The following is a 15,850-nucleotide window of genomic DNA, read 5'->3' on the forward strand; positions in this document are numbered from 1 at the left end:
CAGGATGCACTGTACCCGCGCCCTGAGCCGATCTCAAGGGCCGGTCGCGGTCAAGAAAACCGCGACCGACTCGGATCACAATTCTACCGTCGGGACGTGCGGGCGTGATTCGCGGCGATCATCGCCTCATAACGGTCCTGTTCGGCCCACGCCTCCTGTACCACGCGGATGCGCCGCTCGTCGCACCCGTGCAGGTCCGAGATGCAGTCCTCGGTGTACCCGCGCCCCTCCGAGCGGCACACGTCACACGGAGACTTATCGAGTCGCATACGATCCACCCGGGCCTCGCGCTTGCGCAGAACCTCGTCCCGTGCGGCCTTCACTGCGGCTGCTCGCGCGGCCTGCTCCGCGATCACTTTCTCCGCGGCCGCACGTGTGGCGGCCGCACGCGCGGCCTGTTCCGCCGCCTGCTCCGCGATAATCGCTGCCCGCTTTGCCGCTTCCTCCGCGGTCTTTCTCTTGGCGGCCTGAGCCACCTCGTAGCGCGCTAAACGGCGTTCGAGCCTGCGAAGCCATGCTCCAGTTCCCATCTCAGCTCCTTTCACGTTGACCGCGGTGGTCCGCGGCGATCTGTTCCAGTACGGTCAGCCGCACGTCCTCGTCCGTAACCTTGCACGTTCGCAGTGCCAGGTCCGCCAGTGCGAGCGCGGCCCGCATTCGCACCATCGCGGGCTGGTTCGTGTCGTCGCGGATCTCCCGCAACACGTCCACGGACGACCGGAACTCGCGCTTAAGCGTCGTCACGGACTCGGACCAGTGCGCCCCCCGCGCGGTCGCGAGCGCGACTCGGACGTCGGGCCGGGCCAACGCGCGGTACACGGTCGCGTGCCCGACCCCGAGTTCGGCCGCAGCCTGGACCGGCGTTTTGCCCTCCGCCAACAGCGCGACGAGGGCTTCGTCGCGCATCGAAAGTTCATTGAGACTCATAGATTGCATCCTCCATCCAAGCCGCGCCGCGGTCTGTGGTGCAACGCGGATCGGAGCGGGAATCAGTACGGCATCTTCATCGTGAGTTCGTCGATCGTGGCCTGTAGCGCGACGGCGTCGTTCAATCGGTCGCACACGAACTCGGCGCACTCGGCTGCGAGCACGTTGAGGCGAGATTGCGCTTCCGCCGTTAACGATGCGATCGCTTCGCGGGCCGCGGCCGGCGTCGTGACCGGTAGTTTGGTGGCGACGTCCACGCGGGCCGCAGCGCGGGCAATTTCCAGTTGCCGCAGTCGCGCGATGGCCTCTGTCGGGCTGAGCGTGATACCCACGGGCATCGCGAACGTGTGGCGCCCCGGGTCGGCGGTCGTTTCCAGACGCGGCGCACCAATCACAGCGGTCGTTCCATTGCTCATCTCGTAACTCCAGTCACAGAGGAAAATCGTTCCACGACACCGCGCCGCGGAACGGCTCAAGCGTCGATCACAGTGGTTGAATTCGTAGCCCGCGAGGACGCGAACAGGATCGCAAATCGCGGCGGCCCAAAGCGTCGCGATTTTTCGCTCGCGTTGCGGCCGGGGGGCCAGTTCCGTGGGGTGGCGGAAATAGTTGAGGGTCGCGGAAGGTGGCGGAAGACTCGCGGAAATCGTAAGTTGTTCAACCGCCGCGCCCTACGTCGATTCGAGCCAGTCGCGGAAAAATTCGCCCTTAACTTTCCCCGTACCGCCTTCTCCGTTCCCTTCTCCCTCACCAATCAGTCGATGAAATCTTTTGAGGGGGTATTTCTTCCGCCACCCGCAAAAATCGACGCAAGACATTACGGATCATAATGTTGCGATTTCCGCGACCCCTTCCGCGACCCTTCCGCGAGGTTCCGCCACCGGGGTTGTGGCGGAAATCTCGAACGAGAGAACGTCTCCGGGCGGCGCGTCGAGGCGTGCCCGCATCGGATGACCGTCCGGGAGCATGTCGGCACCGAACGCCGTCGTTGGAGATCGCGGATCGCCCGCGCCGAACCGCAGCCCGATCTTCCGTCCCTTGCGCGCGAGCTTGCACCACACGCCCGGTGCGTCGATCGTTTTCGACCATTGGCGGCCGCTGATCGTCTGTTCGTCCACACAACCGCTCTCGTCACCGCACGCGCGCCACGCGGCCGCGAGTTCGTTGTTTCCGTCCGTTGGCTCGAACACCTTCCACCCGCGCCCCTTCCAAGTTCCATCGCGAGTGTCCGGCGCACGGGCCGCGGCGATGAACAGTTCGCGGAAAGCGTCTTCAGGATCGAAACCGTCGTCGGTCTTTTCGTTCCCCACCGGGAACCCGAGTGTGCGCGCGTAGTCGATGAAGGAGGCTTCCGAGCCGAGCGCGCGGAGTTCGTCCATCACTTCGGACACGAGCATGTCAGCCGCATCGGTGTTGAGCGCCGAACGAGATCGCCAACCGATAACGCCACCGTTCGACGTTTCGTACCAGTCGCGCGCGTCGGCCCGGGCTTGTATCCCCGCGCCCAGGTCCACGCTGGGGAATCGACGGGCGATTTGATTGTCTGCTGTGAAGGCGTCCGGCTTGCGCGTGTCCGCCGCGACGAAGGGGGCGAGACGATCGAACGTTGCCGGCTGGCCGTAGGGGAGGCGGTACGTTTGCCCGCGCTGAACCGACAAGATCAAGGAACCGAATTCCCGCGGGGGCAAGTTGGGTTTCGCGATCTCATCACAGAACACGAACGCACCCCGGTCGATGCCAGTCGCGTAGTTGTTCTTGAACTCACTCCGATCTTTCGGCGTCGCGATCGGCGCACCGACGACACTCCCGCCCGTGATCTCGGCGGAGAAATCGACCGTCCTCGACTTTCCCGAGCCGGTGGCCCCCAGCACGAGTACGCGCGGCGGTTCGCACTGACCGGGCCGTTGGCAGAACGCACGCGCCCCGACGAGAAGCTTGGCGAAATTGAGGTTCATACCGGGGAACGCGCCGTCGATGTGCAACTGCCACGACAGGAGCGCGATGCCCTTCGCTCGCTCGTCGGCCGATCGGTAGCGGAACGCCGGTGTCATCGGGACCAAGAACGGGAACGACTTTTGTCCGTCTTCGCGCGTTCCGATTCGCTTCCAGAAGTCGATGCCGTGTATCGGTTCAACGCCCGCGTAGCCGTATCGCGATAGGTCGCCTCCGTCGCACAGGATCGCGTGCATCTTACCATCGAACGTCTTTTCTCCGGTTTCAGTGTCGATGTACCACGGCGCGGGAAGGCACCGCACAAGGCTCGCTGCGGCCTTGTCGCTCCGCACGCGCGACGGGTCGCTCTCGTGGACCCAGCGTCCCTCGACAAAGAGCATCGGTACGTCGCTGTAGAGCGCGCTGTTGATCCGTGTTTTGATGCCCTCGTGACGCCTGTCACCGTCCGGTACGTCGAACACGTGAGAGAGCTTCAGGAGCGCCCCGTACAGCGCTTGCAGGTCGCGTTCCGACCACCAGCCCCCAGCGTAGGCGCGGACGATGTGCTTGGCGTGGGGCCAATGGCAACAGTGCTTTACCGCCAGCCGAAGGTAGTTAACCCTCGCCACTTCACCGCGAAGGAACCGAGAATAAGAGACAAACCCCGGCTTTGATTCGCCGGGGTAGAATCGGTTTTTACCGGCGCAAGTGTAGCAGTTGATTCCGAAGTCGAGGGGGCGGACGCAATCCGTTGAATGCTCACCCTGTTTGATAGGGCACAGCCGATACCTCTGCCCGCGTCGCATTCCCCTCTCTTCGAGGAAGTCCTCGATAGCTTCGTCTTCCGGGTTGCTATAGCCCGCGCCCGTCAACCGCGCCGCGACCGCTTTCAGGTCGGGGATGCCCCCGCGCCCCTCCACACTTCCCGCGGTCGCTCCGTCGGCACGCTCGTACCCCGGATGCCGCGTTTCCGTTTTAATCTCGATGCCTGTGGGGATTCGCCTCCCGATGTACCGCGGCCGTGCGGCGTTGAATTCGACGACCGCAAGCATGGCAAGTTCACGTGCGGTGTAGCCCTCAACGCGCGCGAAGATCATTCGCACACCGCCACCGTGTGTCGGCCACCAGTAGAGCGCCCCGACCGCCTCCGCGACGTGTCGCGCCAGCAAGTCGAGGTGGTTACGATTCGGCTTGTGAGCGCTGTTCCCGTAGTGGAAATCGATGTCGAGCGCGGCCAGATCGTCTATCGAGTTCTTCGACCAAGTGACGACCGGTTCCGGCGCCGTGTAGTCGGTCTGGTCGAGCGCCCTACGAAATGCTTCGGCCATCGAAGGAGCGGTAATTGTCTGTCCGAGTTCGGCCGACTGCTTCATCCCACGAAGGGTGACCTCGCCTCTCGGCGCATGGCTCTGTTGATCCGTCAACGCCTCAATGTCGGCTTGAGTGTCGCCCTTCCGCGACGGGTTGCTCGCACCGGAATCGGTCGCAATTGAATCGATTGCCAGATTTAGCGCTTTATTGTCATCTTTTAGCGGCGTATAATTTTCCATCGTGCTCCTGTTTGCTCCGGATTGTGTTCAGCCGGGGCCGAAAACACGCCGTGTGGTTCCGCGGCGTGTTTTCGTTTGATCCCCACTCATCCGAAGCGCTTCGAGTTCGGTTAATCGCTCAACGATCACACGATCATTGAGCGGTTTTGGCTTCTGCCGTCACGTCGAGTTGGGTTCTCTCGGGAACATTTCCGCGGTGCCGACGGCGCGATCCGTTGCACGTCAGACACCTAGGAGCGCGAGCGCCGCATTCGCCGCGGCGACACCTCGTCCCCGTTCCGCGGGCGTGCGCAAAGCGGGTGCATCGTCCGGTGCCACGTGCGTAGCCGTGGTCCGCTCGATGAACGCATCGAGCCAGTCCTGGCACGTCGCCCATTTCGAGCCGACGCGAACCGCGCGCAGCTTCACGCGCGTTCCATCGCCCGCGCGCACGCCCGTTTGAATCCAACGTGTCAGCGTGGCCGAGTGAACACCGCGCCCGCCGCGCCCCGTGTCGCCGAGTCGTCGCGCGGCTTCAGCCAGCCCGATCAAGCGCGTCCCGTTGTCGCTCACGTTCGGCTCCCGTTCGTGTCGTGTGAGTTCGCAAAGGCTGTCACTAATTAGTAGGCACGCGACGAGACGGCGCACTAGGGGCAGAAACGCTGAAAAAGGCAGTATTTCGCGCTGTATGTGCGAATCACGATGGGAATTGCAACGGCCGCTGCAATTGGTGTTGCAGCGGCCGTTGCGAGTGAGTGTTTTCGGGGTCGCGGGCACTAACCGGCGCGCTCCGCGGCGTGCATCGCGAGCGCGCGGTCCGCGGTCCGGCTGTAGTGATCGGACATGTTCAAGGCGGAGTGCCCGAGCACCGCGCGAACGTGGTCGGGGCCGAATTGCTCGCGCAACTCAACGGCGCGCAGGTGGCGGAGCGTGTAGGGTGTGAACGGGGCGACACCCGCTTTCAGGCACGCGCGGCGCACGGCACATGAAAGAGTGAGGTGCGAGTAGACCGCGCCCGGCGCGCGTTTCCGGGCCGCTCCTTTTCGCTTCGTGGCGTTTCGCCGCATGTGCGAAGGCCAGCGTTTCGTCTTTCGGGCCGCGGACCGCTCAGTGTTGTGTTCGGCGTGCGCGCGGGCGGGCGAGAAGACGTAATCATCGGGATCGGGCGTTTTGTCCAGCCAGGGAGCCAGGACCGCTTGGGCGTCCGGCCCGATGTAGACGACCCGCGACTTCCCGCGCCAACTGCTCTTGTGACGGGTCGGCTTCAGTTCCCAGATGGGGCCGGTGCGATCGATCTCGCGCGGTTTCATTTTCAGAATCTCCGACGGGCGCGCCCCCGTCAGCCGAAGGGTGCGGATGATCGCGGCCACCGGTGGCCGGAGCAGAGGTAACACCTTCGCGACCGCGGTCGGATCGGCGGGCATACGAGCCTCTCCCTCCGCGGCCCCGTCACGCCCCGGCGCGAGGGGGCGCACCGCGCTCAATTTTTCCAGCACCCCCACCGCGACGGGTAACCCGTCCTCGACGCACCAACGAATGAACCCCCGCACCATTTTCGCGCGCCGGTTGACTTGGTTCCGGACTCGGCCGTCGCCGATCATGGCTTGACGGACCGTTTTGAAGCACCGAATGTCGAACTCCGCCAGCGGCAGCGCGCCGAAAAACCGTTGGAGGTAGCGGAGTGTAATTTTGATGTCTTCGGCCGTTCCGGTCGGCGTACCGTCCGGATTGCGGTAGTAACCTTCGACGTGTGAAACGTACTTCACGAGCGCTTCGGCCACGGTCAGATCGGTGGGCGCGTTAACGGGCGCCGGCGCCCCGTGGACCGGCGCAACCGATCGGCCCGCACGAAGCCGCACGAGTAACCGTTCGTATTCCAGTTGAGCTTGCTCGGAACCCCAGGGACCGAGTGTGACCGTGCGGCGGGTCGGACCGTCGTAAATATCGACGACCGCGGCGCCTTTGTGTTGACGGGGGTTCGGGAACGGATTTTTCCGACGCGACATTCTGACACCTTTCGTATTGCGGGAGTTCCCGCAGTATCAAGGCTGTCGAGACGTCGCACCGGAACGCCCGGTGGTAAGCTGAAGTGCTTCGGCTAAAAGGACTTAAGGCAAGGGTGACTGACGGGATTTGAACCCGCGACTTCCAGATCCACAATCTGGCGCTCTAACCAACTGAGCTACAGCCACCGTGAATAGTTACACAGAAAAACAATCCGATTGTTCGGATCAGATTACTACAGCGGGCGCTGCAGGTCAACCCCTCGGCCTCACTCCATCAGGGCCGTTTCAGGGATCACGTAAGGTCAATGCGGAAAGCCCGAATAGTGGGGCCGCCAGTCTAAAGAATAACGACTTATGCGATCCCTGAAACGGCCCTGGCCGCCCCGTAATTCTAGGAACCCGAACAGTCGCCACCAACGGTAAATTCTCACCAAACTCCTTTCACGCCCGGCTTACCAAACGAAAATCCCCAGCCGAAGGTTGTGGCGCCTCGCGCCACCCCTTACCGGTTCCGGCAAGGGAATTATCCCCCCTCAAACGGCGAGCGCGAGCCCCAGCAGTCGGGTTTCTTGGATGAACGCTCTCAATGGGTCCGGTCGGTGCTTCGGCGCGATCAATTCATCGACCACATGATCCCAGAGTTCCTGCTTGTTGTTGGCCGCCAGGTTCGCCAATCGACCGTACTTCGTCCACCCCAGACGCCCTCGTCCAGATTCAACTCGGGGCGTAACCGGGGAAGTCCTCCACCACCACGCTCGGATGTTTCGCCACCCGCGCCTGGACCGCCTTCGACGTCGAGTGGATCGGGTTCCGGTCCCAGATCACTGTCTGCGGGTCCACGCGCCGGTGCCGGCCCTTCAGGAACGGGACCACGTCCTCGCCGTGAACGTTGTGGTCGAGCAACTCGAAGTATCGTCCCGGTCGCACGGGCACGGGGCTGACGGTGGTGCAGCGGGTCGCCGACCACTTGTCCCGCCGGTTCCCGGCGCGCAACACCGGCGCCTTCCCTCGCGGTGCCTGTGTGCGCCGGACGGTCCGAGCCAGGAAGAACCCGGACTCGTCGAGGAACACGTAGTGCGTCTTGCGCTCGAACGTTTCCCGGACGATCCGGGGGAACTCGTCGGCGACCCATTGGGCTACCGCCTTGTCGTTGCGCTCACGGGCTTCTGGCTGGTCCACCCGAGGCCCGCTTGGGGATCTTGCGCACGTGCTCGGGGTGGTACCCGATCCGGAACCGTTGCTCAAGCTGTGGGCGCCCCGCGTGGCCGCCCACAGCTCGTTGTGCCACCCGTGGGCCTTGGCTCCCCGAACCAACAGGGCCTCCAACGTCCGGGCGGGGCGTCGCTCAGTCCGAGTGTCGTCCCGGGCAGGGTCTTGGCGCCCTGCCCGCACGGGTATCGCGCGGCGCGCACCCATCGAGGGATGGTCTTGATGTGAGCGCCCAGAACCTGAGCGACGGTCTTTCGGGACTGGCCGTCGGCCACGGCGGGCACGGCCCGCTTACGGCGCCGTTCCAGTTCCTCAACGGTTCCAATTGGTCGGCTCATACGTGGTTAGAGACACGGGGCCGGCCAAAGGGTGCGTTCCCCACGGGAATCGATAGTTATCTGTCACGGCTGGGCGTGCGCACTTTATTGCAGTAGTTGCCATTGCAGTCGTCGGTGGTTGGGTTCGTGTGTCGGTGGGTACGGGTGTGAGGATCACAGATCCCAGGGGATCTCGTCCAAGGTGGCACCGCGTGCCGCGATCCACCAGGCCCACCCCGACCAGGAGTAACCGGTACACCGGGAGGTGCGGTTCGATCAGCTGCCACTGCGCGTCTGTAACATCACTGGGGTAGGATGAGGTTCTCATGAACCATTTTACCCAACCCAATCACCCCTAATATGGGACTGCCACACAATCGCCTTGGCAACTACTGCTTGAATCTGCGGATGAAACGGACCGGGGCGCGTTGGCGGGTCGAACAGGTGGGTCCGCTGGAGCTCCGGGCCGTCAGTCAGACGGCGGTCGGGCAATCGCTCTGGAACGTCGCTTAAAAACACTGCCCCAAACAATAGGGCCACCCAGCAACGCGAGAACCCCGGTGCTTGAAGCACCGGGGTTCTCGCGTTGCTGGGTGGCCCGCGCGATCAGTACCGAACCAAACCGAGCCGGTACAGGCGGTTGTAAATCACGTGCCACCCCAGATAGCGACGAATGCCCTTTTGGATCTCCTGCGGGGTCACGTCGCGCCCGTGCATGCGCCGGCGCAGTTTCGTCATCTCTTCTTGGCCGTGCGTGTTCACCACCGTCATCGTCTTGGACGAGTCGTGAATGCGGAACGCTCCGAGGAACCGCGGCATCCGGTAGAACTTGGCCCCGGCCTCAACGAACCGCGAGATCAGATCCCAGTCCATCGCGAACCGGAAGCTCTCATCGATCCCGCCAACCTTGTCCCAGATCCGGCGCCGCCAGAACATCGTTTCCTGCGGCACGTAGTCGGCCCACTTCAGCACGCCGGAGTCGTGCGGCGGCAGTACCCACCGCCCGATCTCGTCCCCCTGCTGGTTAATCAGGACGCGATGGCCGTACACGACATCCACATCCGGATGGTCCTCGAAATATTTCGCGACCGCGTGGAGCGACCCGGGCAACAGGATGTCGTCCGAGTTGAGGTACGCCATGATCTCGCCGTCGGTGCGCGCCAGTCCGAGGTTAATCGCGTGCGACTGGCCCCGGTCCTTCTGCATTTCGCAGTGGTGCAAGCGGGACTTGTACCGGGCGAGAACGTCGACGGTGCTGTCCGTTGATCCGCCGTCCTGCACGACGTACTGGAGCTTCGGGTACTCTTGATCGAGTACGCTCCGCATCGTGCCCTCCAGGAACTCCCCCTGGTTGTACGACGGGGTGGCGATCGAGATGACCGGCGGGTTCTTGAGTGCGGGCTTGGTGTGGTACCACTTCGGGACGCCCACGACCTTCGGCGGCTCACTGAATGAGAGCTTGCCGAGCACCACGCGCAGGTCCAACAGCACTTTGATCTGGTGCCGGATCCAGAACTTCCACGGGAGCCGCGGGCGGGTGTACGCTTTCAGCCGGCCCAACTCTTGCTGGAGCACCTGAACTTGGTTCGCCAGCTCTTGGACGCGGCGCTCCATCCCCACAATAATGGGGTACTCCGCGGCGTTCGTGTCGGTTTCCGGCGAGCTCATAGCTGTGCCCCTCTGTGGCGGCTGTGGGATCAGGCGGCGATCCGGGTCGGCGCCGAAAGTTGTGCGCGGTACCACGCGATGGTGTCCGCGAGCCCGCGGGTCAGTGTCGTTGTGGCCTCGAACCCGATCAGCGCCTTCGCGCGGCTCGTGTCCAAGCACCGCCGCGGTTGCCCGTCCGGTTGGGTCGGGTCGAACTTCAGTGTCCCGCGGTACCCGACGTGGTCGGCGATCATTTGGGCCAGGTCGCGGATCGCAATTTCGTGCCCGGAACCGAGGTTGATCGGGTCCGGGGTTTCGAGGCGCTCGGCCGCGAGCCGAATGCCCCGGGCCGCGTCCGCAACGTAGAGGAACTCGCGCGTCGCTTTACCGGTGCCCCATACGGGAACTTCTGGCACCCCCGCAATTTGCGCGTCCACGCATTTGCGGATCAGCGCCGGAATCACGTGCGACGACTGGAGATCGAAGTTGTCCCAAGGACCGTACAGGTTCACCGGCAGCACGTAGGTACCAGGAAAGTTGAATTCCTGCTGGTACGCCTGGAGCTGCGCGAGCAACATCTTCTTCGCCAGCCCGTAAGGAGCGTTGGTTTCCTCCGGGTAGCCGTTCCACAAATCTTCTTCTTTGAACGGCACCGGAGTAAACTTCGGATACGCGCAAATGGTCCCGGCGCAAACGAACTTCTCCAGCCCGCGGCGCCGGCACGCCTCGATGAGCTGCACACCCATCATCAGGTTGTCGTAGAGGAACGTGCCGGGGTACTTACGGTTCGCACCGATCCCCCCGACAACGGCGGCGAGGTGGATCACCACGTCCGGCCGGCTCCAATCGAGCGCCCGGCGCACCGCGTCGGCGTCGGTCAGGTCGTACTCGGCCCGGCGCGGGGTGAACAGGCTCGTGCAGCCCACTTGCCGCAGTTCCGCCACGACGTGCCGACCGAGGAACCCGCCGCCGCCGGTCACCAGGATTCGCTTGTTCCGAAGGTCCATCGGTTCCCTTCCCTGAGTTGCCCGGAACTAGCGCCGCCCCCGTCGCGGCGCCCGTGCCTACTCAATACATTCGGCAGAATTCCGGGAAGCGGTTTACACAATTCACTTAACCCACGCAACCGCAACCTCCCGTTTTGCGACGCACACGTTTCAGGCCTATCAAAAACCGCAAATTGGGTTTGTTTTGGCGAAGTGACACTACGATTCCGCGTGTAACGTCCAGCGTGATAGAGCGGCAAACATTTTTGAGGATTAACGGGATCGACCGGGTTCGGAAGGCAACGTTGCATTCGGCTTTGATCCGGTTGATCCTGTCAAAAACGCTTCTGGTGTTCGCACCTCACGGCCAGTTCACCCGAGCCTTTGTGACCGGCGGGAGGAACCTCTCACCAGTCGGCGCACGCCGGCCGTTCGCCAAGAAAGCTGCGGGCGAACTGCGAGTGCCAACGAGCGAGTGGTATTCTCGCATTCGTTTACCAAGTACCCTGTGCCGGTCCCCACCAGTTCGGAGAACCCCAAATGGGCCGATATCTTCTGTTGTGCGCGCTGGTCTTCGTCGCGCCGTCACTCCGCGCGGCGGAGTTCGATCCCAAACCGATCGACGAGGCTGTTACCAAAGCGCTCAAGGAGTTTGATGCGCCAGGCGCGTCCGTGGTGATCGTGAAGGGTGGGCAGGTGATCTACCTCAAGGGCTTCGGTGTCCGCGCGAAGGGGAAGGAAGACAAAGTTACGCCCGATACGGTGTTCCCGATCGCGTCGTGCTCGAAGGCGTTCACTGCGACTGCACTCGCGATGCTCGCGGAGGACGGCAAACTGAAGTGGGACGACAAGGTCCACGACCACCTCGACTACTTCCGCCTGTCGGACGAACTCGCGGACCGCGAGGTGACGCTCCGCGACCTGCTCTGCCACCGCACCGGGATGCCCCGACACGACGCGCTCTGGTCCGGGTTGAGCACGGACGGTGGCGACGTGATCCGGCGCTGGGGCCGGGCCACGCCCTCAACCTCGTTCCGCTCGAAGTGGGAATACGCGAACGTGCCCTTTACAACGGCGGGCGTGATTGCCGGGAAGCTCGACGGGAGCGACTGGGCGAGCGTCATCAAGAACCGCATCTTCAAGCCACTCGGCATGGAGCGGAGTAGTTGCACCTGGAAAGAAGGGAGCGCGCCGCCCGACCACGCGACCGCACACTATTACGGGTTCGACAAGTCCGTCACCGCGATCGGGTGGGACGAGATCGACCACGCGGGCGGTGCCGGGTGCATCAACAGCACGGCACGCGACATGGGTTCGTGGTTGCAGTTCCAGCTCGCGGGCGGCAAGTTCGACGGTCGGCGCCTCATCACCGAGCGCGCGTTGAAGGAAACGCACACGTCGCAGATGCTCTTCATTCCCCAAGACCCGTTCATCGTTTATTTCCCGCCGAAGGTCACGCGGTTCACGAGTTACGGCCTGGGCTGGTTCGTCCACGACTACCGCGGGGCGAACTGCGTTTCGCACGGTGGCACGCTCACGGGGTTCCGCGCGCAGTGTATGCTGGTGCCGGAAAAGAAGATCGGCGTGTTCGTGTTGTGTAACCTGCGCCCGTCCTACGTGTGCGAATCGGTGTGCAAGACTGCCCTCGACGCGCTGCTGGAGTTGCCGGCCGAGGACTGGGTGACGTTCTACAAGAGCCAGTTGAAGCGGCTCGATTTCGTGGTCGCGTCCGCGAAGGAGAAACGCACCGCGTCGCGCAAACCCGACACCAAGCCGAGCTTGCCTCTCAAGGACTACGCGGGGGCGTTCGAGGAACGCGCTTACGGGCGCGCAGAGGTCATCTACGAGAACGACAAGCTGATGATCCGGTGGGGGAAATACACCTTCCGCGTGGAGCACTACCACTTCGACACGTTCACCGCGATCCCCGTGGAGCCGAAGGACGACGTGATTTCGTTCGACCGCAGCACGTTCGACGTGCAGTTCCGTCTCGGGACCAACGGCGAGGTGCAGAGCATGCGGTTCTTCGACCAGGAGTTCCGGCGCGCGAAAAAGTAGGGGGATTGGGTACTTGCTCGCGCGGGGGAAAGCGGCGCGAGGAGGTCGCTTCCCCAGGTTCCCCACTCGGCTGGATTGGGTTACGGAATCTTCAGTGAATCTCGAAAAGAGCGAAAACTTCTGCGGAGGTTTGGCCGGATTATTCCGATTAACCATGACAAACTCTTGCCTTATAGGAGCCGTCATGAGTGCGTTTCATCGGACCACCAAGCCGGGTGCTCGGCTCGCAGTTGAGTCTCTGGAAGATCGGGCCACACCCGCGGCCGTGTACGCCCTCAGCGGCAGCAACTTACTCTCGTTCGATACGACCAGCCCGTCCGCGGCGCCGGTGACCGCGATTACCGGTGTCAGCTCGAACGAAGCGCTCGTCGGCCTGGACTTCCGCTCCCAGGACGGCGCCCTTTACAGCCTGGGTGTGGACGCGGCCGCGAACACGGCGACGCTCTACAAGATCTCGACGCAGACCGGTCAGGCCACGGCCATCGGCACGCCGGGTTCGGTCAAGTTCGTTGATACCGTTGGCAGCCAGGTCGATCTGCCGGACCCGTCCGCGGTGAGCTACGGGGTCGCGTTCGACCCGGCGACGGGCCAGCTCCGCGTCGTGACCGCGAACGGGCTGAACTTCCGCATCGATCCCGCCACCGGTGCGGCCATCGACGGCAACACCGGTCTGGCCGGGAGCGTGAACGGCGTCAACACCGACGGCGCGATCAACGGGTTGCCCACCGGTTCGACCGGTGTCGACGCGACCGCGTTCGTGGGGGGCTCCGGGAGCGCGACGCAGTACACGCTCGACGCCGCGAGCAACGGCCTGTTCGTGCAGAACGCGAACAGCGGGTCGCAGACCGCGCAAGTGGGCATCACGCTGAACGGCGCCCCGCTCGACTTCACCCGCGCGAACGGGCTCGACATCTCCGGGAACACGGGCGTCGCCGCCCTCACGGTGAACAACGTCACCCACATTTACGAGATCGACCTGACGACGGGCGCCGCGGTCGACCGCGGTGTCGCGCCGCAGGGCGTGAGCGGCCTGACCCTCGCTCCCGCGTCGGTCGCGTTCACGAGCGCGACGTTCGCCGCGTCGGAAACCGGCACGAACGCGACGATCACACTCACCCGCCCCGGCGACACGAGCGCCGCGGCCGCGGTTTCGGTCCTGGTGACGGGCGGCACCGCGACGCCGGGGACCGACTTCACCGGTAGCTCGTTCGTGGTGTCCTTCGCGGCCGGTCAGACCACGGCAACGCTGAACATCCCGATCGCGAACGACGGGGTCGAGGAGCCCGCCGAGACCATCACGCTGACGCTGTCGGCTCCGACCGGTGGCGCGGCCCTCGGCGCGCAATCGACCACGACCGTGACGGTCACCGATACCGATCCGACGGTTCCGCCGCCCCCGCCGCCGCCCACGGGCTGGTCGGGGACGGTTCTCGGAACCGGGGTCGGGGCCGGCGGGGTGCAACTGCTGAACGCGGACGGCACCCCGGGCCGCAGCTTCCTACCGTATGAGGGCGTCATGACCGCGGGCGTGCGGGTCGCGACCGGGGACGTGAACGGCGACGGCGTGGCCGACATCATCACGGCCCCGCGCGTGGGGGCGCCGCACGTGAAGGTGTTCGACGGTGTAACGGGCGCGGAGATCCGCAGCTTCTTCGCGTTCGGCCAGGGTTTCATGGGTGGGCTGACGCTCGCGGCCGGGGACGTCAACGACGACGGGTTCGACGACATCATCGTGGGGACCGCGGCCGGCTTCTCGCACGTGAAAGCGTTCAGCGGGGCGAACGGCGACGAACTCGCGAGCTTCTACGCTTATAACGGGTTCGCCGGCGGGGTGAACGTCGCGGCCGGGGACGTGAACGGGGACGGGCGCGACGACATCATCACCGGGACCGCGACCGGCACCTCGCACGTGAAGGTGTTCGCCGGCGGAACCTTCGCGACGATCCAGAGCATGTTCGCGTTCGTGGACCACTCGTTCTTGGGGCAACCGGGCGGGGTGACCGTGGCGGCCGGCGACACGAACGGCGACGGGCACGCGGAGGTGATCGTGGGCGCCGTGTCGTCGACGTCGTCGGTGAAGGTGTTCAACGGCGAGACGGGTACGGAGATGCGCACCTTCCGCCCGTTCGCGACGGGCTACTCGGGCGGGTTGAACGTGGCGGCCCGGGACGTGAACGGCGACGGGCTCGCCGACATCCTCGTCGGGACCGCGTCGGGCGCGTCGCACGTGAAGGGCTTCGACGGCGGCACCGGGTCGGAAATCAACAGCTTCCTCGCGTTCGGCGCGGCCTTCAAGGGCGGCGTGTACGTTAACTGACGCGGCCCGCACGGGTTACGTGGCCCCGATCGCGATAGAGGGGGCGTAAACTCTCGTTCGCCGGTGGTAACGTCAAAGATCTCAATAAGAGACGATCTTTGACGTTACCACCGGCGAATACCCTTTACCCGGCGCGATTTCGGCTGCACGCGGCCTTTACGAGCGGGGGCCGCCGATGGGTCGAACAGCCGTTACCTATGCACGTCCGCCTTGACGTCGGGTGTCAACCTGTCGAGAATGCGTGTACGGCTCCCGCTGATGTGCCCGCCTCTACACCGGCCCGCGAGGGCCGTCTCCGAGACTTCCATAAATGCCATTGCCACAACTTCGCGTGCGTTTTGTTCTGCCATTTGCGCTGGTCGCGGGCCTCACGGTTAGTGTGATCGGGTGCGGGGGCGCTGAGAGCGTGCAAACGTACACGGCGCCGAAGTCCGAAGGCGGCGAGGCGCCCGGAGCGGTCGAAGCGGTAGCCGAGTACCGGTTGCTCGGCTTGATGGTTCCGGCCGACAAACCGGTGTGGTTTTTCAAATACAACGGACCGGCCGACCAAATAACGAAGTACGAAGCGGATTTTGACAAGTTGGCCGCGACCGTGAAACAGACCGGGGACGCGCCCCCAGAATTTGCTCCGCCCGCCGGGTGGGTGCGCGGGCCTGGGCGAGACGGGTTCGTCAAGGTGTTCGCCACGGTGGTTACGGCCGACGGGAAGCAAGAGGTCTCGATCGCCCAATCGGGTGGCGGAATAGAGCAGAACCTAACGCGGTGGGTCGGCATGATCGGTTTGCAGTCCGGTCCGGACGACGTAACCAAATACACGAAGACCGTCGACGGGACCGGTACGAAGGTGTTGAGGGTCGATCTGCGGGGACCGAAGAACCCGGTTACCAACCGCGGCCCGATGATGGGCGGCGGAAAGTAGCAC

13 protein-coding genes and 1 tRNA gene are annotated in these 15,850 nt (G+C 64.2%); 3 read left to right on the forward strand and 11 right to left on the reverse strand.

Annotated features, from left to right (window positions below; all coding sequences use genetic code 11):
- Positions 1-83: 83 nt before the first annotated feature.
- From VT84_RS06735 to VT84_RS06780, 11 genes are all read right to left on the reverse strand, one after another.
- Positions 84-530: a hypothetical protein gene (locus VT84_RS06735; RefSeq protein WP_082838982.1), complete on the reverse strand. Its 447-nt coding sequence runs from the start codon at positions 528-530 to the stop codon at positions 84-86.
- A gap of 1 nt (position 531) precedes the next feature.
- The gene (locus VT84_RS06740) at positions 532-927 is read right to left on the reverse strand and encodes a helix-turn-helix domain-containing protein (RefSeq protein WP_082838983.1); all 396 of its coding nucleotides are present in this window, start codon (positions 925-927) and stop codon (positions 532-534) included.
- A gap of 62 nt (positions 928-989) precedes the next feature.
- On the reverse strand, positions 990-1,343 hold the full coding sequence (locus VT84_RS06745) for a hypothetical protein (protein WP_082838984.1): 354 nt from the start codon (positions 1,341-1,343) through the stop codon (positions 990-992).
- Positions 1,344-1,751: 408 nt separating this feature from the next.
- Positions 1,752-4,409 (reverse strand): hypothetical protein, encoded by a 2,658-nt coding sequence (locus tag VT84_RS06750; RefSeq protein WP_082838985.1) that lies wholly within the window; start codon positions 4,407-4,409, stop codon positions 1,752-1,754.
- A gap of 222 nt (positions 4,410-4,631) precedes the next feature.
- On the reverse strand, positions 4,632-4,961 hold the full coding sequence (locus VT84_RS39490; RefSeq protein ID WP_082838986.1) for a DUF1580 domain-containing protein: 330 nt from the start codon (positions 4,959-4,961) through the stop codon (positions 4,632-4,634).
- 203 nt (positions 4,962-5,164) lie between these two features.
- Positions 5,165-6,394: a tyrosine-type recombinase/integrase gene (locus VT84_RS06760; RefSeq protein WP_082838987.1), complete on the reverse strand. Its 1,230-nt coding sequence runs from the start codon at positions 6,392-6,394 to the stop codon at positions 5,165-5,167.
- 112 nt (positions 6,395-6,506) lie between these two features.
- Positions 6,507-6,580 (reverse strand) — tRNA-His (locus tag VT84_RS06765).
- A gap of 347 nt (positions 6,581-6,927) precedes the next feature.
- The gene (locus VT84_RS38210) at positions 6,928-7,068 is read right to left on the reverse strand and encodes a hypothetical protein (protein ID WP_157469272.1); all 141 of its coding nucleotides are present in this window, start codon (positions 7,066-7,068) and stop codon (positions 6,928-6,930) included.
- 40 nt (positions 7,069-7,108) lie between these two features.
- Entirely contained in the window at positions 7,109-7,573 is a 465-nt protein-coding gene (locus tag VT84_RS06770) for a transposase (RefSeq protein ID WP_162271624.1), read from the reverse strand.
- Between the two features lie 953 nt (positions 7,574-8,526).
- Positions 8,527-9,588, reverse strand: coding sequence for a glycosyltransferase family 2 protein (locus VT84_RS06775; RefSeq protein ID WP_052559176.1), 1,062 nt, complete (start codon positions 9,586-9,588; stop codon positions 8,527-8,529).
- A 29-nt stretch (positions 9,589-9,617) separates the two neighbouring features.
- Entirely contained in the window at positions 9,618-10,574 is a 957-nt protein-coding gene (locus VT84_RS06780) for a GDP-L-fucose synthase family protein (RefSeq protein WP_052559178.1), read from the reverse strand.
- A 519-nt stretch (positions 10,575-11,093) separates the two neighbouring features.
- Between VT84_RS06780 and VT84_RS06785 the strand changes: the two genes are divergently transcribed.
- The 3 genes from VT84_RS06785 to VT84_RS06795 all read left to right on the forward strand — a co-directional run bounded on the left by VT84_RS06785 (position 11,094) and on the right by VT84_RS06795 (position 15,847).
- Positions 11,094-12,611, forward strand: coding sequence for a serine hydrolase (locus VT84_RS06785; protein WP_082838989.1), 1,518 nt, complete (start codon positions 11,094-11,096; stop codon positions 12,609-12,611).
- Between the two features lie 184 nt (positions 12,612-12,795).
- On the forward strand, positions 12,796-14,928 hold the full coding sequence (locus VT84_RS06790) for a DUF4394 domain-containing protein (protein WP_162271625.1): 2,133 nt from the start codon (positions 12,796-12,798) through the stop codon (positions 14,926-14,928).
- Positions 14,929-15,238: 310 nt separating this feature from the next.
- Complete coding sequence (locus VT84_RS06795; protein WP_157469276.1) at positions 15,239-15,847, forward strand: hypothetical protein; 609 nt, start codon at positions 15,239-15,241, stop codon at positions 15,845-15,847.
- Positions 15,848-15,850: the final 3 nt, after the last annotated feature.

Source organism: Gemmata sp. SH-PL17 (assembly GCF_001610855.1).
Taxonomy (GTDB): Bacteria; Planctomycetota; Planctomycetia; order Gemmatales; family Gemmataceae; genus Gemmata; species Gemmata massiliana.